20 protein-coding genes are annotated in these 22663 nt (G+C 39.5%); 16 read left to right on the forward strand and 4 right to left on the reverse strand.

Going from position 1 to position 22663, the window contains the following annotated elements; all coding sequences use genetic code 11:
• The first annotated feature begins 3 nt into the window (after nt 1-3).
• From V6R96_RS05645 to tssD, 16 genes are all read left to right on the forward strand, one after another.
• Nucleotides 4-1275: a condensation domain-containing protein gene (locus tag V6R96_RS05645; RefSeq protein WP_336378262.1), complete on the forward strand. Its 1272-nt coding sequence runs from the start codon at nt 4-6 to the stop codon at nt 1273-1275.
• Nucleotides 1272-2525, forward strand: a complete 1254-nt coding sequence (locus tag V6R96_RS05650) for a condensation domain-containing protein (RefSeq protein WP_336378263.1) — start codon at nt 1272-1274, stop codon at nt 2523-2525. Before V6R96_RS05645 ends, V6R96_RS05650 begins: the two co-directional genes overlap by 4 nt.
• Nucleotides 2522-3058, forward strand: coding sequence for a hypothetical protein (locus tag V6R96_RS05655; RefSeq protein WP_336378264.1), 537 nt, complete (start codon nt 2522-2524; stop codon nt 3056-3058). The genes V6R96_RS05650 and V6R96_RS05655 overlap by 4 nt, the downstream gene beginning before the upstream one ends.
• Nucleotides 3059-3088: 30 nt before the next feature.
• A complete protein-coding gene (locus tag V6R96_RS05660) occupies nt 3089-3427 on the forward strand; it encodes a hypothetical protein (RefSeq protein ID WP_336378265.1) in 339 nt (112 codons plus the stop codon).
• A gap of 684 nt (nt 3428-4111) precedes the next feature.
• The gene (locus V6R96_RS05665; RefSeq protein ID WP_336378266.1) at nt 4112-5110 is read left to right on the forward strand and encodes a terpene synthase family protein; all 999 of its coding nucleotides are present in this window, start codon (nt 4112-4114) and stop codon (nt 5108-5110) included.
• A 28-nt stretch (nt 5111-5138) separates the two neighbouring features.
• On the forward strand, nt 5139-6155 hold the full coding sequence (locus tag V6R96_RS05670; protein ID WP_336378267.1) for a terpene synthase family protein: 1017 nt from the start codon (nt 5139-5141) through the stop codon (nt 6153-6155).
• A gap of 198 nt (nt 6156-6353) precedes the next feature.
• The gene (locus V6R96_RS05675; RefSeq protein WP_336378268.1) at nt 6354-7178 is read left to right on the forward strand and encodes a terpene synthase family protein; all 825 of its coding nucleotides are present in this window, start codon (nt 6354-6356) and stop codon (nt 7176-7178) included.
• Between the two features lie 20 nt (nt 7179-7198).
• On the forward strand, nt 7199-8224 hold the full coding sequence (locus V6R96_RS05680) for a terpene synthase family protein (RefSeq protein ID WP_111954443.1): 1026 nt from the start codon (nt 7199-7201) through the stop codon (nt 8222-8224).
• 184 nt (nt 8225-8408) lie between these two features.
• Nucleotides 8409-8954 (forward strand): hypothetical protein, encoded by a 546-nt coding sequence (locus V6R96_RS05685; protein ID WP_223558990.1) that lies wholly within the window; start codon nt 8409-8411, stop codon nt 8952-8954.
• A 393-nt stretch (nt 8955-9347) separates the two neighbouring features.
• The gene (locus V6R96_RS05690) at nt 9348-10490 is read left to right on the forward strand and encodes a 1-acyl-sn-glycerol-3-phosphate acyltransferase (RefSeq protein ID WP_336378269.1); all 1143 of its coding nucleotides are present in this window, start codon (nt 9348-9350) and stop codon (nt 10488-10490) included.
• A gap of 357 nt (nt 10491-10847) precedes the next feature.
• Complete coding sequence (locus tag V6R96_RS05695; RefSeq protein ID WP_223558992.1) at nt 10848-11342, forward strand: GNAT family N-acetyltransferase; 495 nt, start codon at nt 10848-10850, stop codon at nt 11340-11342.
• A 139-nt stretch (nt 11343-11481) separates the two neighbouring features.
• Nucleotides 11482-12465 (forward strand): L-histidine N(alpha)-methyltransferase, encoded by a 984-nt coding sequence (gene egtD, locus V6R96_RS05700; protein ID WP_336378270.1) that lies wholly within the window; start codon nt 11482-11484, stop codon nt 12463-12465.
• A gap of 253 nt (nt 12466-12718) precedes the next feature.
• Entirely contained in the window at nt 12719-13891 is a 1173-nt protein-coding gene (egtB, locus tag V6R96_RS05705; RefSeq protein ID WP_336378271.1) for an ergothioneine biosynthesis protein EgtB, read from the forward strand.
• 9 nt (nt 13892-13900) lie between these two features.
• Nucleotides 13901-14812, forward strand: a complete 912-nt coding sequence (locus V6R96_RS05710) for an ABC transporter ATP-binding protein (RefSeq protein ID WP_336378272.1) — start codon at nt 13901-13903, stop codon at nt 14810-14812.
• Nucleotides 14809-16374 carry an ABC transporter permease/substrate-binding protein gene (locus V6R96_RS05715; RefSeq protein ID WP_336378273.1) on the forward strand — a complete coding sequence of 522 codons (1566 nt, stop codon included), beginning with the start codon at nt 14809-14811 and terminating at the stop codon, nt 16372-16374. The genes V6R96_RS05710 and V6R96_RS05715 overlap by 4 nt, the downstream gene beginning before the upstream one ends.
• A 198-nt stretch (nt 16375-16572) precedes the next feature.
• Nucleotides 16573-16980, forward strand: a complete 408-nt coding sequence (gene tssD, locus V6R96_RS05720) for a type VI secretion system tube protein TssD (RefSeq protein ID WP_111954459.1) — start codon at nt 16573-16575, stop codon at nt 16978-16980.
• 116 nt (nt 16981-17096) lie between these two features.
• Here tssD and V6R96_RS05725 read toward each other — a convergent pair whose 3' ends face one another.
• The 4 genes from V6R96_RS05725 to V6R96_RS05740 all read right to left on the reverse strand — a co-directional run bounded on the left by V6R96_RS05725 (nt 17097) and on the right by V6R96_RS05740 (nt 22567).
• Nucleotides 17097-18113, reverse strand: coding sequence for a hypothetical protein (locus V6R96_RS05725; protein ID WP_336378274.1), 1017 nt, complete (start codon nt 18111-18113; stop codon nt 17097-17099).
• A gap of 341 nt (nt 18114-18454) precedes the next feature.
• A complete protein-coding gene (locus tag V6R96_RS05730) occupies nt 18455-19114 on the reverse strand; it encodes a hypothetical protein (RefSeq protein ID WP_111954463.1) in 660 nt (219 codons plus the stop codon).
• 294 nt (nt 19115-19408) lie between these two features.
• Complete coding sequence (locus V6R96_RS05735) at nt 19409-20224, reverse strand: DUF4249 domain-containing protein (RefSeq protein ID WP_223558998.1); 816 nt, start codon at nt 20222-20224, stop codon at nt 19409-19411.
• Between the two features lie 3 nt (nt 20225-20227).
• Complete coding sequence (locus V6R96_RS05740; RefSeq protein ID WP_336378275.1) at nt 20228-22567, reverse strand: TonB-dependent receptor; 2340 nt, start codon at nt 22565-22567, stop codon at nt 20228-20230.
• Between the last annotated feature and the right edge of the window lie 96 nt (nt 22568-22663).

The following is a 22663-nucleotide window of genomic DNA, read 5'->3' on the forward strand; positions in this document are numbered from 1 at the left end:
TTTATGAAAAGAAAATTGTTATTTGGTGAGCGCATGCTGCTGGGTGACGGAACAGAACCTTTCAATGCGGTGATTCCGTTCCGGTTGCGCGGAACCTTTAAAGAGGAAAATATTCAACATGCGCTGAACCAGATTCAGCGCAAGCATCCGTGGTTGAGAGCACTCATCAGCCATGATGAAAACAATATTCCATGGTTTGAAGTTCCGGAAAGACTTCTGCCCATCCCGATACGGATGGTGGTCCGAAAAGGAGAGGATGACTGGAAAGAAGAATCCGCAAGAGAGTGGAAAACCTTATTTAATTATGGAGAACTACCACTGATCCGATTTGTATGGATCAAGGGGGAAGAGGTTTCAGATATGCTTTTTTCTTTTCATCACTGTTTATGCGATGGCGGTTCTGCGATGGCTTTCCTGTATGAATTTTTGCAGCTGCTGGATCGTCCTTCTGCAGAAATTGGGGTGGAAAATCCCATACTCGGAATTCATGATGTGGTTCCTGCTGAGGTTTTAACGAATCGCAAACAAAAACTGAAAGCGAAAGTGATCGGAAGACTGGCGGCGACAGCCATCAAATGTATTCCTGTCAACAAAAAAGCCGTTGACCGGCAAAATGACTATCTTATTCACTGGAAATTCGACAAAGAGATGAGTCATGAACTGATTGCCTACTGTAAATCGCAAGAAGTTACAGTGAACACTTTTTTATGTGCAGTTCTACTCCAGGCATTCAGTAAAGTAAGGGGTACTGCGGCTTTCAATAAGGTTTCGTGTCCGGTGGATATCAGGCGTTTTGCCAGCCAGATCAAAGAAGACCATATTTTTGCTTTCGGACTGATGATCGTGGTTTCAGCGAATCAAAAAATAAGTTTCTCGGAAAATTTAAGACTGATGCAGGAATCTGTAGAACGGAAAACCTCCAAGCTTAATCCTTACATTACGATGATGGTAATGGAGTCTGCCCATGATGCTTTGAAAAATTTCACGAAGCTGTTGAAGCATGGAAAGTCTTCCAACGACTGTATGTTTTCCAATTTGGGACGCATTCAGATTCCCCATCAATACAAAGAATTTACACTGGATACTATTTTCAGTCCTTCTGTGATCGGACCTTTGGGTAATACGACGACGATGGTGACATCAACATTCAACGGGGAAATGGATTTTTCTTTTGTAGGAAGCGAAGGATATTTACCGTATGCTGAAGCCTTAGCCATTCGTGATGAGGTGATTCAGACGGTGAAATTACAATTAGACCATATAGCAGTATTATGATCAGGCGAAATTTAATGATGGTGGAACGGATTATGTACGTTGATCCGGAAACCCCTGTCAATTGTGTATTTACGGCAAAAATCAAGGGGAATATCCCTGAGGAGAACTTTAAGGCTGCTTTAGAAAAAATCCAGCAGAAACATCCTTTGCTGAGAACCAGAATTGATAACAGCAGTGAAAAGTATCCGTTTTTTATAGAAGTAAAAGGAATTGAGTCTATTCCGCTTCGTATTGTTGAACGGAAAACTGATGAAGACTGGCTGCAGGAATCCGAAACTGAGTGGTTTCGGTTGTTTAAAGATGAAAAAAAGCCACTGGCCCAATTGGTTTGGATTAAAGGAAATGATGTGTCCGAAATTCTTTGGGTACTGCCTCACTGTATCTGCGACGGAACTTCCCTTGTCACCATGATGACGGAGCTTCTTACTTTGCTGGATGATCCTGCTGTGGAGCTGCAGCCTTATGAGGTATTCAGTTCTGTAGATGATTTTCTGCCTTTGGATTTCAATATGAAAAAAAAGAAGCGCAAAGCCCGTTTTTACCTGGTGATGGCCCGACTCTTTTTTCTTATGCAGCGAAAAAGTAAGATAAGAAACCTCGGAAAAAATTACGTGGTCCATTGGAAGTTGAATTCAGATACAACTGCGCAAATCACTGAAAAGTCCAAAGCTCATGGTGTTTCTGTACATGCTTTGTTCTGTTCCTCATTTATGCAGGCTTTTCAGGAGATTCAGGGAAAGCAGGCAAAAGGTAAGGTGATCAGTCCTGTAGATGTCCGCCATTTTATTCCGGAGATCAGGCAGGATCATGTATTTGCTTTTGCACCGACCGTTGAACTGTCATTAAAAAAAGGAAGTACAGATCTACTGGATAATGCCAGACAGATCAAAAAAGATCTTGTCGGAAAAATCGAAAAAATGGAGGCCAGAGAGCTTCTGTGGATGGGTGAGCAGATGCATCCCGTTGTCGAACGTATGATTTCCATGATGAAATCCAGTAAAGGTGGGCATGATGTAACGCTTTCCAATATGGGAAGGATCAATATCCCAAGCGATTATAAAAATTTTAAAGTAGAAACCGTCATTAGTCCGACTGTTGCTTTTCCATGGCTGAATTCGAATACTTTGGTCGCCACAACGTATAACCAGCAAATGGATTTTACGTTTATGTCCAACGAGCATTTCCTTCCCAAAGAAGAAGCCGTTACAATTAAAAACAAAGCTATTGAACTCCTGACCTCGTCGCTATGAAATTTAAACTGAAGCCGCCACCCCCTAAAAAAATCAAGAAAACCACGCTGAAACGCTTTCTCATCAGGCGGACGATTTATTATGTCCTTCCGAATGTGTTCTTCAATTTCATTATCGCTTACGCCAGCTTTCAGGAATTGGGATACACACACTTCTTTTCCGGAACCCAAAATCTGGCCCGGCTGACCCTGCCCATGGCCATATTCTTACCGGTGGTGCTTACCATCGATGTCATCAACAGGGTTATTATTGCTGCCGAGCAGGGTGCCATTGAGTTTACCGTAGATGAGCAACTCAATAAAAAGAAACTGATGACCAAACTGAGCATTCTGCACGGACTTATTACCGGATTACTGGTTTTGTCTGTATTACTTTTTGCACAGTATGGTTTTTCAAAATATTATAAACTGGATGCTACGGCGATGGCAGTGCTTGTAGGCGTGCTGGCAGGAATTCTTTCTGTTATTTTTGTGTATCTGCCGGTGAGAAGGTTGAGGAGATGGATGTATAAGCCTGAGGTGGCTAGCTACTAACTTTAATTCTAACATCAAAAAACTATAACCATGGAAATTAACAAGATTAAAGATCACATTGCAGAAAAATTTAGCAATGATTACAGAATCTGGAGTGATGTATTAAGCAATACACAGCCGGAAAATTATGTCTGCAAAAATTGGCAGGTAGAAATCAGCCAAGAGGATATTTTTGTTGACACTCCTTCAAAAACATTTTCAGTTAATGAAGGCTTTTTTGCGTGTAACCTAACATTGCAATCAGATAATCAGGGTGATGATATAACTTACAGTAAATCTTTTTCAGCAAAAGGAACATTTCAGCTGGACAGCATCAACCGTATAGAAATAGAAGATATAGACATTGCTATTGAAATAGATATTTTTTAGAAGCTTCTCTCATGCGGATTCAGTTGAAAATTACTTTGCCTTCCAGGTTTATTTTCTAATTGTAAGGCTGATGATTTGTAATATTTTAATTGGGTATTTCGTTGCAGGATATTGTCTGCATGATGGCAAATAGAAACCGATTATCACAAGATTTTTTATCAGATTACATTATTCTTATAGTCCTGTGCTCATAAACGGGAGAAAAAAAGCCTCCCAAAAACAATAATATTGGTATTTCGTGCTGCATTTAAATGTTTTTGTTGTTCACAAAGGCCCTTAAATATTGCTTATCAGGATTATATGGTTATTAATGTCAAACTTATGTGAAATAAAATTGAATTGTGTTGTATTTTTTTTTATTTTCATTGCTATAAACTAATGCCGTAAAAATATTAATCATCAAATTAAAATTTATGAAAATTTTTCTTGCAATAAAGTTAGGGAACTGATCTCTTCCTGCTTCTAATACTTACACGAACCCATACAGAAATATAACAGGTAAGCTCAATATAAATTAGTTTATTTGGTATCAGCCTCTTAATTTGTCTTAAGTACAACTATTTGTGGATAGGTTGGGATTTATGTTTACACTAATTTATTTGCCCCGTTATCAATGATCAATTTTAAACTACTTATACCTATAAATAGTATCCTTATGTGAAAAAACAGTAAAATAATAAAACCATGAACACACTTGAACTCTTAAACAAACAATTTAATTATCCCTTCCCGACATTAAAGAACCCTCATGCAGACCAGCTGCAGGAAATTACCGAAAACCAATGGATAGATGGCGAATATCTGTGGCTTTATGAACAGAACCCTGACCTCCGCAAAAAATACAAAAAAACTAAAACTGCACATATTGCTGCCCAATGGTTTCCCACAGCATCGCTTGAACGTTTCAAACCTATCTGCAGACTGATGTTGTGGACACTTTATAATGACGATCTGTACGAGGAAAGCACATCTGGAGATATTAAAAAAATCCATATCCAGTCCGTTGCAGTTCTCAATGGTGAGTTAAGCGCTGAAGAAGCAACAATACCATTAGGATCTATGCTGGCTTCATTAAGGCAGGAACTGTTGCAGTTTATCCCTCAGGAATCAATCGTGCGGTTTACAAAGATGATCAGCAGGTACTTTACCGGACTGGAAACTGAACTTCAATACAAGGAGAAAAAAGTGTTTCCGACCATAGAAGAATGCATTGCTTTAAGGGAAGATTCTATCTGCCTGTATCCTTTTTTACAGCTTACAGAGGTAGAAACAGGAATCATTCTTCCGCCGGAGATCCATGAGCATCCGGTCATCCGCCGCCTGCAGACTCTGGCCTGTCATCTGGTGACTTATTTCAACGAAGTACAGTCTGTAGTGAAAGATGAAGCAACCGACAGTGTTTATTACAATATTGTTAAAGTGATCCAGCACGAACGCCAGATCTCACTGGAAGATGCCTGCCTTGAAGATCTGCGCCTGCACAATGAAGACCTGAAAGAATTTGTAACCCTTCAGTCTTCTTTGCCTGACTTCGGTATCTGGCAGGATGCAGTTGTCAATTGGGTACATTATATGAGCATGGTCCTAAGCGGTTGGAAAAATATTTCTACAAAACTTGGCCGTTACAATGCACTGGAATTTCCGGATGTAAAGGAACTGAAAGAAAGGCTAAATCAAATATAATATTAATAAGCATCTTAAATAATCCAATATGAACAGTTACCAAAACCCATTGTCGCTGGGGTATTACCCATTCCCTGAGACTTCTATTCCTGCTCATGTCGAACGGCTGAAAGAAGATGCAGAGGGCTGGCTCGACAATGATTACACATTTTTAACAGCGTCCGAACGAAGATTATACAAAATTGCCAATTTAGCCTATACAACAATAAGGATGCTGCCCAATGAAAATACAAGCTATGAACGGATGAAACCTGCCGTTAGGTGGATGGTAGCAGTCACTGTGAGTGACGATTATTATGAGCTAAGCACAAGGGAAGAGATAAAGCATGCAGCAGAACGGGTAAGATCAATATTATTGGGAGCGGATCCACTTCCTGATGAAATGGCTTTCTTTCACCAATACGCTATTATGCGTGATGAATACCAAGCTTTTATGCCCAATGAATGGATGGAGCGCATGGCCAAGGACATGTATGAATATCTTCTTTTTGGAATAAGAGAAATGACAGCATATACGGCAACTGGCACACGTCCCAATTTGGCTGTTTATTCTATTATTCGGGAATTTGACGTAGCAGTGATCCCCTTTATGAATTTTGTGGAATGTGAAATAGGATTTACACTTCCGAAGCATGTTGTCGATCATCCTGTAATACAGAGGATACGGTCACTTATGGGGAAAATTATAGGTTTTCAGAATGACTTTTATTCTTTAGAAAAAGAATCAGTAAGGGGTACAAGCAAAGTTCCCTGTGATTTAATAAGGGTAATGGAAGATGAATACGGACTAACTTTTGGCGAAGCCTGTAAAGAATCCCTACGTTTTCATGATGCGTGTGTGACAGAGTTTGTTGCCTTGCAATCAGCTCTTCCAGATTTTGGGAGTATAAATAAAGATATTGAAAACTATGCCCTACACATGGGAATTGGAATACAAGGCTTAAATACCTGGTATCATTTGGACACATTACGTTATAAACCGGATGGCTACAGGGATATTGAAAAAAGAGACAGTATTCTCCCTGAAAATGAAATTTTTCTATAATGACAAACAACAATAAACAATATGAAACCGGAAGAATATAATTCAAAAGATTATCTGCCACGTGGCCATTATCCTTGGCCCGACCTTATCAATCCAAATGCAGAACAGATGGGTAAAGATATGGACGGATGGATTGATAATGATTACACTTTCCTGACCGAAAAACAACGCACAACATACAAGAAAATGAGGCTGCACATGTGCACTGCGCGTATGTGGCCGGACTTAACCTATGAACAGAGTATTCCCTGTAACAGGTTTATGCTTCAGTACGTGGCTCTTGATGATCAGGTGGAGCATTCGTCCCTGGAGGAAATCCAACAGTTACGGATTCGTTGTGTAGACATTCTCAAGGGTGCCCAACCAAAGGAGGACGAAAATGCTCTCTACCAACATATGGCGTTAATAAGGGACGAATTCCGCGCGTTGATGCCCGACCTATGGGTGGAGCGTTTTATTTATTACTTTTATCAGTCATTCAGATATGGGATTGAACTGGAGTACCCTTATAAAATAGCAGAGCGTCCACCGTCACTTACGCTTTTCAAAACCATTCGTGAATATTCTGTTCTTATGCGTCTCTATCTGATCTTAGGTGAGATTGAATCAGGTCTTGTACTTCCTGAACATATTTTTGAGCATGTTGTCGTTCAAAAAATGATATCTCATATGACCCTGGTTGTTGCATGGCAAAATGATATTCATTCTCTGCCAAAAGAAATGGCGAAGGGTACAGAGGTTTTTAACCTGGTTTTTGTATTACAGCAGGAATATAATCTTTCATTGGAGGATGCCTGCGCACAGGCATTCCGCATCCATAATGAAGAATTGGCAAAAGTACTTGCCTTACATGCTGAGTACCGCGAGTTTGGTGAATATCAGGAGCACGTAGACAAGTTCGTTTATTACGCAGGAGTTGGACTTCAGGGAGTGAATTCTTTTTATCTGGAAACTGAAAGATACCAGCATGGAGGAGTAGGTTTTGCCTGGCCGGAAATTAATAATGATGTGAAAGCTATTTAAAATTGATAAAAAATAAACCCATGAGAGAAGATTTAGTTGTTCCTAAATGCCGCTACCCATGGCCCACCGTTACCAGCCCAATTGCCAATGCCTTTGATGACGAAGAAAAAATATGGTATGACCATGATTATACTTTTATTTCTGAAGAAGGAATAAAAAGATGCAAACCCCAGTTCCTGTCCCGCGTAGCTACCTATATGAATCCTACCTGTGACAGCATAGAACGGATGCGCCCTTGTGCTAGGTTAATGATCTACATCACACTATTTGATGACTATTTCGGAATGACTCCCGCAAAAGAACTGAAAGCGATGGCAGAAAGGGTATATGAAGTCATGATGGGAGATGATCCTCTTCCGGATGAAATTGGTATTCTCCGGCAAATGGCAAAAGCACGAAAAGAGTGGGAAACATTTATGCCTCGTTTCTGGATAGACAGGGTGGCTATCAATTTTTATGAATTCATCATCTACGGAATGATCGAGGAAATTCCTTTCAAACAGGCCGAGAAAAGAATCTATCCGTTACTTCCGCATTATCTCAGCTTTAGAAAATATTCAATCGGGATGTGGCCGTATGGTGATCTGATAGATCCTGCAACGAATTCTCCATTGCCGGTTTTTATCTATAATCACCCTATTGTACAGCGTTGCAGAGAGCTGCTCTCCCTGATTATTGTGATCCAGAATGATTTTGCTTCTCTGAAAAAAGAACTTGAAATAGAAAGTGAAAGTCTGAATATTATTTTCATTTTAAGCCATCAGTATAACCTTACCTATCAGGAGGCCTGTACTGAAGCGATGAGACTGCATGATGCCTATGGTCAGGAATTGGATGATCTGCACAAGTCACTCCCGGATTTTGGAGCTTTTCAACAACAGGCATACGATCATATTTACCATATTAAGCTACAGATAAGCGGATGTGCCAACTGGTATTATAACTCCGGAACCAACCGGTATGAACCGAAAGGATTTATTGTGCCACAATATGGAAGAGAAGGAGATGACATTCTTATCCCACACAGTATTTTTGTACAGAAATAGCTGCAAATAGAATACTGTTGAAGTAATAAAAAAACAGCAAAGATGAAATTTTTTGCTGTTTTTTTATTTTTCGAAAAATATACTTTTTTTCAAGCAGTAGATCACTAAAGCTGAAAATCCACACTACAGGAATAAACATAATATTTTTAAAATCTTACCTTCGTATTCTTAATAACTTGATGATATGAAAAAAATAATATTACTGGCCTCAGCTGCATTTGTGCTGAACTCCTGCGTTGTAAGAACCGCTGCAAAAGTAGTGACAGGAGCTGCGACCATAGGCTACAAAGCTGTAAAAGGAACGGTGAATGGCATCAGCTGGGCAGTAAGCAAAGCCAAAGGAAAAATAGATGAAGACCGTGTGGATGGAACCTGGAAAATTGTAGGGGTTTATAAAGGCTCGTTTGAAGACTTTTCAAAAGATCAGAATCCGGAAAGTTCATTTACATCAGATTGTACGGAAGGTTTTGACCAGATTATTTTCAAGGCTAAAAAATCCAAATTCAAACCGGTACATTGCAGTTCGGGAGAAGAAGATTGGGTAAAATATTCTATGGAATTCGGAAAAAATCCTTTAACCAAAGAAAAAGAAAACTATATAGAATACAATTCCAATAATTATATTTCAGTAATTGATGTCAACAACAAAACCATGGTGCTGGAAGGAAACCTGATGCCTAAACTGGCATTTTCAGGCGCTAAACTTTATCTGTTGGAAAAAGTAAAATAATGGCTTTCTTTTTATTGTGGTAACCTGTTTATCGGCTTAGGAAGCTGTAGCGTTAAAAAAATTAAAAATTGATCCGTTAAAAAATTCCCACTGTCTGAGTGCGGCCCGAATATAGAACTGAAAAAGTAATCTTGAATCCGCACTAGTTTTGGGGATTTTAGGAGCAAATTTTAATTTTTAGCGAAAGATTCCAGCCTTGAATTTTTGGTTCTTTTGTTTCAAGACAACAGAACTTATAAAATGGATTGATAATTGGTTTAATGTTTTATCTATTTATAAAAACAGATTGTCTGTTTAAACTTAAACGTAAATCATAATACTTTAACAAACATTGTGGCGTACCCTCAATAAATTTTTGTTCTTTTGCAAAAAGTTTAATTTTAACAGTATTACATGTCAAAGTTCGATGAGATCCGGTTTTTTGATGACAGTGAAGTGAATGAAGCATTACTTGGAATTGCCCGTGATCCTATGATGAACGCGCTGATGAGTTTTACTTTTCCTGATACGGATAAGAAAATCTGGAGAGAGCAGTTTAAAAACATTCACTCTGTAAGTGATTTTCAGCACAATTTTATTGCCTATACCATTCGTCAGATCCTTGCGAAAAGTTCCGAGGGCCTTACCACTTCAGGATTCGATAAGCTGGATAAGCAGACGCCGTATCTTTTCATTTCGAACCATAGAGATATTGTTTTAGATACTTCACTCATCAACCTGGTTCTTTTGGAGAAAGGCCTTATCATGACGGCTTCAGCGATAGGCGATAATCTTGTTCAGAAAACTTTTTTACATGACCTGGCCAAACTGAACCGTAATTTTCTCGTTCAGAGAGGATTGCCGCTTCGTGAGCAGCTGAAGAGCTCCCAGATCATGTCGGAATATATTAAAGAACTTTTACATAAAGAAAACCGTTCTGTCTGGATTGCCCAGCGCGAAGGCCGTACAAAAGACGGAAATGATGTTACCCAGCAGGGCGTTTTAAAAATGCTTGCTATGGCTGCAGAAGATATGCCATTGGCAGATTATTTTAAAACCCTGAAAATCGTTCCCGTATCTATTTCCTACGAATATGATCCTACAGATTCCTTAAAAATGCCGCAGCTTTTGGCCAGGCACAGAGATGAGGAGTACGTTAAAGGTAAAGATGAGGATTTTATGACCATGCTCAGTGGAGTTTTAGGTCAGAAAAAACGGATTCACCTGCATGCAGGCAACGTTCTTGATACTGAGCTGGATGATATTGCGGCCAATTCTGAAAATAAAAATAAGCAGCTGAAGGCAATTGCGCAGATCATTGATGATTCAATCATTCAGAACTATAGGCTTTGGCCAACCAAATTTATAGCTTACGACCTGCTTCACAATACCGATACTTATGCTGATCAATATACAGAACAGGAAAAACAACTGTTTGTGCGCAGACTTGAAATGCGTATAGATCCTTCTGATGCCATTTCCAAAGAGTTTTTTCTTACCATGTATGCGAACCCTCTGATTAATAAAATGAAGTATGAGAACAACTCATTAATGTAAGTATTGCTGAAGAGTTATTCGAATATCGGTCTAGGAAGCTGGAGCGTTAAGAAAATTAAAATTTTATCCGTTAAAAATTTCCACTGTTTGAGTGCGGGATCGCCAACTGAAACGAAGCAGAAACACTCCCTCCGCACGAGTTTGGAAATTTTAGGATCAAGTTTTAATTTTTAGTGAAAGTTTCCAGCCTTGAATTTTTGGTTCATTTTGTTTCAAGACAAAAGAACAAAGACAGAAAGATAATGCACTATTTTTGTCTAGTATCCTTAACTATTTTTAAATTTAAAACTTTCCTAAAAAAGCATGAGTAACGCTTGGGCTATTCATATCTTAACGGCTGATTAAAAACTAAAAAACATGAAACTATTTCAACATGAGTATTTTCCACACATAACAGGCGATAGGGTATCACTACGACAGATTAAGGATGCAGACCTTGATGATCTTATCGAAATCTCATTTTATGATGCTATCCGGGCGGAAACTGTTCAGCAGGCAGCAGAAATGCAGGCAAAGATCAATCAGGATTATCTGGATGGAAATTCTATTCACTGGGGCATCGTGGACAATGAAACTCATAAAATTGTTGGGACCTGCGGGTATTACCGGGGATTGGATAAAGGAGAAGGTGAGCTGGGATGTGTTTTATTGGCACAATATTACGGCAAAGGATATATGACTGCCGGAATGACACTGGCCATTGATTTCGGACTGCATACATTAGGGCTGAAGCGTATATGGGCAGCAACAGATCAGCATAACGGCCCTGCAATTAAACTGCTGGAACGTCTTAATTTTGTGAAAACAGCAGATTTAAATGATGGTGAAATTGAGTATGAACTAGGAAAATAAATGCTCAGAGCGGACGATCAGTTACATCAATTAAGCAGATATTTATGTTAATGAAACGATAGAAAATATTTTTTTGTAAATTCAACGTTGAGGCGGCAAGATAGTTGTAGTGAACTAACAACCACACAAATTAAAACATATGAATTTACAAATAAACCCATGCCCAAAGGTTGAAAATCATCATGTTGACAGTTTTCGTCCGGATGTTCTGGAAGGCTTGAAAAACAGTCCCAAAAGATTATCTTCAAAATACTTTTACGATAAAGAAGGAGACCGGCTTTTCCAGGAAATCATGGCTATGCCTGAATATTACCTCACCCAGTGTGAGCTCGACATCTTCAAAAATAAAACAACTGATCTGGCCAGTCTTGTTATCCCTGAAAATGAGCCATTCGATTTGATCGAACTGGGAGCTGGAGATGCCATGAAGTCCACATTTTTATTGAAGCATCTGGTGGAACAGGGAACTCAGTTCACCTATATGCCTATTGATATCTCAGGCAACATCCTTTCCATATTAAAAGAAAAATTGAGCCGGGAATTACCGGATTTGGAAGTACAGGCTTTGGAAGGAGAATATTTTGAAATGCTTCAGAAAGCAGCGTCACTTTCCGGCAGAAGAAAAGTTATCCTGTTTTTAGGAAGCAATATAGGCAATATGAATCCCGGGGAAGCTGAAAATTTTTGTCACAGTTTAAACCGGAATCTGACTTCCGGCGACAGGGTATTGGTCGGTTTCGATCTCAAGAAAAATCCTCACACTATTTTAAATGCTTACAACGACCGGAAAGGTATTACGGCAGCATTTAACCTTAATCTGCTGACCCGTATCAACCGGGAACTTGATGCCAATTTTGACTTGAAACAATTCCAGCATTATCAAACCTATGATCCCATAAGCGGAGCCTGTAAAAGCTATCTTGTAAGCCTGCAAAAACAGACCATAAAAATAGGAAACGACAGCATTTCATTTGAAGAAAATGAACTTATTGACATGGAAATTTCACAGAAATTTTCTGAAGAAAAAATTGAAGAATTAAGAGAAAAATCGGGTTTTAAACGGATAGGAGAGATCAAAGACTCAAAAAAATGGTTTGTAGATGTCGTCTGGCAGGCAAAATAAAGAGAAATAAGGGTACAGAATTAATACCATGAATTCTCAAGAAGCAAATCAACAACCGTACAGCTTCGTCAACGACTTTGTTGACTTTTTTGCTTATCTAAATAATATGTTTGAACTAATAAAACTTTGCGTTAAATAAAAGCATAATACTCCACAGATTAATTAGATCTCATAGAGACAAACGTTCTTTCAAAGAAAAATAAGAAGTATATTTATTTGAACCTAAATTATAACCTACTAAAAACTAAAGAGCATGACACTGAATATAGCGACAACGGATTTAGTAAAAAAGTATACAGATATCCGAAAACATTCCGAAGAAATCTGTGCTCCTTTGGAAATTGAGGATTATGTAGTGCAGCCCATCATAGATGTAAGCCCTCCGAAATGGCATCTTGGCCATACCACCTGGTTTTTTGAGACTTTTATTCTCATTCCCAATTTTCCTGATTATAAAGTTTTCGATGCCCAGTATAATTTTGTTTTTAACAGCTATTACGAAACTATTGGGGCAAGAGTGATCCGTACCGACCGTGGAAATCTCAGCCGTCCTTCCGTTTCGGATATTTATAAATACAGGCAGTATGTGGATGAGCATATGAAAATATTTCTTCAGAGCAGGTTTATGACTGAAACTGTTGAACCGCTCTTAGAATTGGGTCTTAATCATGAACAGCAGCACCAGGAATTATTAATTACCGATATTAAATACATCTTAGGACACAATCCGCTTTTTCCAGCCTATAGAAAAGAATTGATCTCAAAAAAAGAAAGCTATAGACCTGCTGAAATGCTAAAGTTTTCTGAAGGAATTTATGAAATAGGGTTTAAAGGAGAAGGTTTCTGCTTTGATAATGAACTGGGCAGGCATAAAGTATATCTTAATGATTTTGAAATTGCAGATCAGTTGGTGACCAACGGAGAATATCTGCAGTTTATGGAAGCTGGAGGGTATACCGATTTCAGACACTGGCATGCTGAAGGATGGGATTGGGTAAAGCAGAGCGATGCGGAATCTCCGCTGTACTGGCATTTTATTGATGGGAAATGGATGAACTATACCCTAAACGGCTTACAGGAAGTTGACCTTAATGAAGCAGTCTGCCACATTAATTTTTATGAAGCCTCTGCTTTTGCATCCTGGAAAGAAATGCGCCTGCCTACCGAAGCAGAGTGGGAAGCAGCATCCGGTAATTTCAATTGGGGAAACCGTTGGGAATGGACCAATTCTGCCTATTTACCATATCCCGGTTTCAAGAAAGAAGCGGGAGCAGTAGGAGAGTATAACGGCAAATTCATGGTCAATCAAATGGTTTTGCGTGGTGCTTCTGAGGCTACACCTGCCGGACACAGCAGGAATACCTATCGTAATTTCTTTCAGACCAATCTGAAATGGCAGTTTACAGGAATCAGACTTGCTCAATAATTTTTGCCAATGATTACAGTTGAATCAGTTTCAAAGAATTTTAACGGAAAACCTGCAGTAGACGATATTTCTTTTCAGGCCCATGATCAGGAAATATTAGTCCTTCTGGGAACGAGCGGTTGTGGCAAAACGACGACCCTTAAAATGATCAATCGTCTTGTAGAAGCGGATTCAGGAAATATTTCCATCAACGGTAAAAATATCCGTGATCAGAAACCGGAAGAACTGCGGATGGGAATCGGTTTTGTGATGCAGCATTCCGGTCTGTTTCCTCATTACACCATTCAACAGAATATTGCCGTAGTCCCCGAATTACTGAGATGGGACAGGAAGAAAACAGAAAACCGGACCCATGAATTGTTGAATAAGCTTCATCTTTCAGAAGATATACTTTCACGGTTTCCCGGCGAACTGAGTGGGGGACAGCAGCAGAGAGTGGGCATTGCAAGAGCTCTGATCGCCAATACACCCGTTCTGCTGATGGACGAGCCTTTCGGAGCGCTGGACAATATCACCAAAGCTGACATTCATTCAGAATTTAAATCGCTGGAAGAGCTTAAAAATAAAACCATTATCCTGGTTACCCATGATGTTCAGGAAGCTTTTGAACTGGGACACCGCATATGCCTTATGGATAAAGGGAAAATTATCCAGACAGGAACCCCTGAAGAGATGCTTTATCGTCCTCAAAACGATTTTGTCAATGAATTTTTTACCGAAAACAGGCTTTTGCTTGAATACAAAATTGCGGTTTTGAAAGATCTTGCTAATTCAGAAAGCCTGTACAGTGAATTTGGTTTTACTGAAAATACCAGTGTCTGGAATGCTTTACAGAAATTAAGCTCGGATCACAGAAACACTGAATATTATGAAAGCCTGATCAGGGCATTCAATGAGTATAGAAAATTACAGATCGTATGACGCAGCAAAGTCTTTGGCAGTTTATCATAGAACAGCAGGAAAAATTACTGACCCAGGTTGTACAGCATCTGGGGCTTACCTTTCTATCATTACTTTTGGCAATTGTTGTCGGAGTACCTTTAGGAATACTGATTGCGAGGAAAAGAAAATTCTCCAGCCCTGTGCTTGGTTTTGCCAGTATTTTGCAGACTATTCCGAGTATTGCCCTGCTGGGTTTTATGATTCCTGTTTTTGGAATCGGGGCCAGGCCTGCTATCGTTGCCCTGTTAATTTATGCTCTTTTACCCATCATCCGAAACACCTATACAGGGATTACAGAAGTAAGCCCCACCGTTGTAGAAGCGGCCAAAGCAATGGGGATGAACAGAAGGCAGCTCCTTTTTAAAGTGAAACTTCCTCTGGCCATGCCTGTTATCATTGCCGGAATCCGAACGGCAGCGGTGATCAATGTCGGAGTGGCTACATTGGCATCCTTTGTGGCAGCAGGTGGCTTGGGCGAGTTTATTTTCGGAGGCATCTCTCTGAATAATACCAATATGATCCTGGCAGGTGCTATTCCTGCGGCTTTGTTGGCGGTTTTGCTCGACCAAATCATTGCCATTGTACAGAAATCCGGCTATCGTTTATTTCAGAAACTGAAATATATAATTCCGGCTGTTTTTATTATTGTTGGTGCAGCTTATCTGTTTACTTCCGGGTCAAAGAATAAAATTAAGGCAGGTTTTACCCCTGAATTTATGGGAAGACAGGATGGTGACCTAGGTTTGCGTTCGGTGTACGGACTGAATGTAAATCCTGTTGTGGTAAACGATGCCATTATGTATAAAGCGGCCTATGAAAAGGAGCTGGATCTTATCAGCGGATATTCTACCGATGGCAGGATCAAAGCTTTTGACCTGTATGTTCTGAATGATGACAAAAAAATATTTCCGCCTTATTTTGCAGCACCCATTCTTAAAACAAAAACACTGAAGAAATTTCCTGAGCTGGAAGAAACCCTTGGTCTGCTGGCCGGTAAATTCAATGACTCCATAATGACCGATCTGAATTATAAATCTGATTATCTTAACCAGACACCGGAAAAAATAGCAAAGGATTTTTTAATTAAAAATAATTTGTATAAAAATTCAAGGAAAGGAAATTCCGGAACAATACGCATAGGGTCGAAGATTTTTGGTGAGCAGTATATTCTCACAGAAATGTATAAAATGCTTATTGAAGGCTATACAGACTATAAGGTGGAAACAAAAACAGGGCTGGGTGGCACCAAGATCTGTTTTGATGCCTTAATGAATGATGGAATTGATTTTTATCCTGAATATACGGGAACCGGACTTCTGGTCCTTTTAAAGCCTTCGGAGCAAACGCTTAAAAATGTAACCCAGAGTCCTGATAAAACATACAATTATGTCAATTCGGAGTTTAAAAAGCAGTACGGTATTCAGTGGCTTAAACCTCTTGGATTCAATAATTCCTATGCATTGATGATGCGCAGAAAACAGTCTCAGGATCTTCAGATAAAGAATATATCAGATCTTAAAAAATATTTCAAAGACAGATAAAATAAAATCTGATCTTTCCTTTAAAACTGTAAATATTTGATTTATAATTAATAAAAAACCCTAACACTTGTTAGTCGTACTACTACTACACTTTCTCAGATAAATCATAAAAAGCCCTTTTTATACCGCAACTACTTCTATATTTGGTGAATTAGAATAACATCAGATCACAAAATATTAACCATTAATTTACAAATCATGGCAGAAAGAAATTCAAGAGGAATCTTAAAATTCAATGGTGGAGAAGGGCAGAAACTGCTAAAACTTCACTACAGTGTATCACGTTCTACGGACGTATCAGGTAGAGTGGCATCAGATCCTTCTAATGCGCTTATCAAAATCACAGTGGAAGCTACAGAAAAATCAGATATTCTGGAAAGTCTTCTGAACGGAAAATACAAGCCTACAACCGGAGAAGTAACGTTCAACAAATCTCATGAAGAAGGAACACTGACTACTCTGAAATGGGAGAACGGATATGTAATTCAGCACGAAGTAGATTTCAATGCAGTAGATGAAAACAGTATGTACATCAGCTTCATCGTAAGTGCAGAGCAGATTGACTTAGGTAATTCTTCTTACAAAGCAGAATGGCCTACTTCTTAGGAATATAGTTTCTTAAACTTAAAAAAAATCAGACAGAATGGTTACCTATAAAATTAGGATACCATTCTGTCTTTTTTGTTTGTAAATAAAGTTTGTGGACTGATCTTTTTTTGAATTTAAAAACTCAAATCCGACCACTGGCTTAAAATAGCATCAGCCGCAGAAACGGAAGTTAAGCCGCTGGTAAGCCCAGCGCCTGTAAGCACACCGATCATCAGGGAGCCATTAGTTGTAAAAACGGCAGACCCGGAATCTCCTGAAGCAGAAAAAGATCCTGAGTTACCCTTTACCATAATCATATTATTGGCTGTCACTTCTGTACCGTTAAAGTTTCTGGCTTTCAGCGAAGTGGTAATACTTGTTACTTCCCCGGTGGTGACTTCTGTTGCAATGCCGCTTTTCATCACTTCCTCACCAATAAGTTCAGGGTTGATATCAGAAAATCCCCCAATGATATTTCCCACACCGTATACTTTTCCTATTGTGGCGTATCTGAACCATCCCTTTCTTGCAATAGCACAGTCCAGCCATGCACTGATCGTTGCTGAATTACGTTTAAATGTAACATTTTCATGGTAATAACTCTTCAGGGACGCACAATTGTGACAGTAATTCAGGGTTGTTTCCCATTTAGACTGCTGGCACACATCCGAATCCAGTTCTGTGGTCGTTCCTGCCAGTACATGGGCACACGTTATTAAATAAGGATTATCGTCCCCTGTTTTATTTACCATGACGCCCAACGTCCCGTTTCCGGCGACTTCCCTTCCGTTCTGCATCAGTTCCCCGTTAGCCGAAATGCTTACCCCGCCGATAAGCGGATCTGTTTTTTCATTTCTTGCTGCCAAAACTGAATCCGGAGCTGCTAAATTATTAGGCTGAATTTCAAACTCCACAACGTCTGTAGGATAGCCAAAAAGGATAGCCGGAATTGGATTGCTGACTTTGGCTAAAGGCAGTTTCTTTTTTACTCCGAACGTATAGCTAAGGCTTGGGATCAGTTGATCGTTCACTGTTTTCAAAGAGACCCCTAAAGAAGTGATCTCGGGTCTTTTAAAATACTCTTCAACGAGTTCAGGGAGTCTTTTGGCCATTTCATCGTGCAGGGCCAGTTCTTCTTTACTTAGTTTCATGATTTGGTGGTTTTATTGGATTGATAAATAGGAGTTCGGGTTAAGAAAAGATTAATGTGCTGGAAGCTGGAAGTGGGAGGTTTGAAGTTATTATTGGACTGATGTTTCTTAAAATTGAATTAATTAGTCTTAAGAAAATTAATAAAAACTGATATATAATTATTTTTTATGACCTCAAAAACTTTTCTCTTCAGGCTTCAGGCTTCCTTAGCTTATTAAAAACAGAAATATCTTATCCGGAACTCAGGCTAAATAGAATAGATAAATAATCATTGTATCAAAATTCGGAACGGCATCACCGTTCCGAACTTTAATCATCTCAATAAACTTAAAACTTAATGTTAGTTCAGTTTAATGGTTCCCGAAGAAGGAGCACCGCCGCCAGAAGGAGGAGGTCCGCCTGCAGAAGCCTGATCAGCCAGCATACGGTACTGTGCCGTTCCTTTTTCAGTTTTGATGGTTCCTGAAACCGTATACAGATACAGGTCCCCCGAAACAGCAAAGTCATTGGCCGAATTATTCACGTAAAAGTCAATATTTACAGTAGACATCTGCTTTGCCTTTTCAAGAAAAGCATCCATTAATGTAGTGATCTGAGCCTCTGTAAGCCCTTTGGATTTCATAGATTCTTTTGTTTTTTCATAAGAAGCAGAAGCGCCACCGCCACCGAAGAACCAAGTCCAAACGGATAAATTGGCACTTGCCGATGTTTTTTCGTACTCTTTAACTTCTTCTTTATAGCTGGCACTCAGCATGCTCATGGCCAGGTCATTCAGATTTTTCACATCCTGGCTGGACATGGCAGATACCTGAAGAGAAGCTGTGATTCTTCCCTGAGTGAATGGTGGTACACTATAGGAAAGCCCTGTAAGCTGTCCTTCTCCTGCTACCTCGATAGAATAAGACTCTTTGGATTCTCCTCCTGCTTTTGAGGTTGAAATAACGCGTTCGAACGGATCTTTGAAACCCACTTCGGTCTGTGTAATTTGAATTGTTTCCATTGTTTTGTTTTTTGGTTGGTGTTTGTAATTACTTATTGAACAACTCAAAGGAACGAAGAAAAAGAACCGGATTTTAGCGTGTAAATAACCAAATATTATCGTCAGTAGAAATACTTATTGATGGTAATGTGTTGTTTATTAGTTGTTTGTGAATTATTTTTAACCAATCCTGTAAACATGAATTCTGATAAAACAATTCAGATAAACTGTAGAAGAATAATTTTAGCAGAGTGATAAAAAAGGCTACTCCAAATTATTAGGAATAGCCTTTTTATATAGCTTGATGATTATAATTTATTGAATGACAATACTTTTTTTCTGTACCGTATGTGCTGAGAAATAACCCAAAGCCCCATTGTTAATATTACTTGGAGGATTGGAAGGGGTAACGCCTCCGCCGGGCCCGCCATCCCCTGAAATCTGAAGAAGAGCAGAATAATAGGTGAATATATTATGATCAATGGACTGCATTTCTACATAAACAGTATCCCCGGGCACTACCTTATGATCCGTAGGGTCATCATCATTATCCTCATTCGGGAGAAACAAAGGTCTTTGGTTGACCATTCCGTTATTTACATTATCTGAAAATACCTCAAATGTCTTTTTCGTCATGTTATTGATGGTAAAATTGAAAAGATAACGGTTCCCTAATACCGCGGGGTCGGTGAAAACAGGTAAAAGGGTATAGGTGGTTTCGCTTCCGAAGGTAAACGAATCCTGCGTCAGGCCATCAAAGCTGACAACTTCAGGCATGGTACTTTGAGCCGTATACTGCTTTCCTTCAGCCTGTATTCTCAGGGTATAGGTTCTCCCGGTCACTCCGGTAAAAGCTGTGGTTATATATTTGCCGTCCCCTACATACTGTAAAGTTTCTGTTTGACCTGTATTATCACTTACAACAACCTGTGCATCAGTAACCGCAGGATATTGATTGTTTTGTGTAAAAGCTACAGATTTTGTGATTCTTACAATATAGGGTCCCGGCTGGTTTGTTATATTGCCTTCTATGACGATGTTTCCACTCTTGTCATCCAGATCAAGATCGATCTCTTTTTCACAGGAAGTTAGTAAAAACAGCGATAATATGATAAAAATGATATTCTTCATGATCTAAAATTTGAAATTATAAGTGATATTGGGTACCCAACGGAAAAGGGAAGTCTGCATAGCGCGCGTTGTTCCAGGATTGTTCGGATTGTCTTCAAACGTAATGGTATAGGCATTTTCCCTGCCGTAGAGATTATAAATACCGAATGACCATGATCCTTTGAAACGCTTGGTAGATTCCGGTTCATAGGTAGCGCTCAGATCCATTCTGTGGTAGGCAGGCATACGGTCTGCATTCCTGCTGCTGTACTGAAAAATAGTCTGCCCGTTCAGCTCATATTTGGCAGTAGGGAAGGTAACGGCATTCCCTGTGCTGTAAAGGAATAATCCGGATAAAGACCATTTCTTATTCAGTTCATAAGTGGCGACAATAGATAGATCGTGGGTTTTGTCCATTCTGGCATTATACCACTCATTATCATTGATTCCGTTTATTTTTCTTTCTGTTTTAGACAACGTATAAGAAATCCATCCTGTCAATCTTCCGCTTTTCTTCTTGGCGATCAGTTCCAGTCCGTAGGCTCTTCCTTTACCATACAGCAATTCACTTTCTACATCTGCTGCCGTATCAAAGGTAATCTGCGCACCATTTTTAAAGTCGATCTGGTTTTGCATGGATTTGTAATAAATCTCAGCGTTCAGTTCATAATTGTTATGATTGAAATTTCTGCTGTATCCGGCACTGATCTGATCGGCTATTTCCGGCTTTACGCTGTAGCTGCTCCCTATCCACTGGTCTGTAGGATTTCCGCTGCTGCTGTTGCTCAGAAGGTGCAGATTCTGTGTGTTGCGGGAATATCCGGCCTTGATGCTGCTTACCTCATTGATGCGGTAATTGGCGGTAATTCTCGGTTCAAGATTAAAGTATGTTTTCCCGAATTTGCCTTTTTCCAAAAATCTGCTGTCCGTAATCACTCCATTATCATAGGTATTATACGTGTCACCACCCAAAATGCTGAAGGTAGAAAGCCTTAAACCATAATTTACGGTTAATTTATCTGAGGCTTTAAAATCATCATTGATATACACCGCATTTTCCCATGATTTTCTCGGGTTTCTCGGAAAGCTGCTCACACTCGTACCGGAAGCACTGCTTGGCGTGATCGTATGGTGAATAGACTGAAGCCCGAAACGCACCGAATGCTTATTTCCGGCAAACCACGTGAAATCCTGCTTAAGGTTCCAGTCCTCGATCTGGGAATCAAGGCCAAACGTATTATCATTGCTTTTCAGGCTGATTTTATAATTGTAATTGCTGTAAATTAATGAAGTATTGGAAAACAGCTTACTGCTGATAATACTGTTCCATCGGAGTGTTGCCGTTGTATTTCCCCAATCTGTTGAGAAGGTATCACCTAGTCCCAGGACATCTCTTCCGAAATATCCGGATAAATAAAGACGGTTGTTCTCATTAATCTGATAATTGGCTTTCAAATTCAAATCGTAGAAATAAAGCTTACTGTCCTTATAATCATCACTCGTCTTAAGAAACAGATCGGCATAGGTCCTTCTTCCGGAAACAATGAATGAAGATTTTTCCTTCTGAATAGGGCCTTCCACACTCAATCTGCTGCTGATCAGTCCAATTCCTCCATTCACATTATAATCCTTATTATTTCCGTCTTTCATTTTAACATCCATCACAGAAGAAAGACGGCCCCCGTACTGGGCAGGACTGTTTCCTTTAATAATGCTGGCATCTTTCAGTGCATCACTGTTGAAGGTACTGAAGAAACCTAATAAGTGCGAAGCATTATAAACAGGTGCTTCATCCAGTAAGATCAGGTTCTGATCCGTAGCACCGCCTCTTACGCTGAATCCGCTGCTTCCTTCACCATTGCTTTTGATTCCCGGTAAAAGCTGTATCGTTTTCATCACATCCTTTTCCCCGAACAAAACCGGCAGTTTTTCTATATTTTTGATGCTTAAAGTTTCAGTTCCCATCTGGGCCGAGGTAAGGTTTTTATCCTTTTTAATCCCTGAAATAACGACTTCATCAATTTTCCCCACTTTTTCATCTCCTTTTTCTTCCTGATCGAGTGGCAGATCCAGCTTGGTATTCTGTTCCACCTTTACCGGCAGCTCAAAATCACGGTAACCCGGATAGGAAACGATCAGCGTATAACTTCCTTCGGGAAGTGATAGGGAATAAAAGCCATATTCGTTGGCAACCACAGAAACAGACGGATCTTCACTTACTTTTACAGTAACCCCGATCAGCAGCTCTCCGTTCTTATGATCCTTCACAGTACCACTTACCGAGTATTTCTGCTGCGCCAGCGCCATGGAGCTGAAACAGACTACAGCGGCGGTGACGGCAGTTTTAAAAAACAATTTTTGCATTGAGTTTAAATTTTAATGTAGTAGAAATCCTGTCAAATAGTATGTTTAGTTTGAGTGATGTTAAAGCTAATTGCAGAAAAAGGAATTAGACGGGTA

The organism is Chryseobacterium sp. CCNWLW53 (genome assembly GCF_037083525.1).
Lineage (GTDB): Bacteria > Bacteroidota > Bacteroidia > Flavobacteriales > Weeksellaceae > Chryseobacterium > Chryseobacterium lathyri.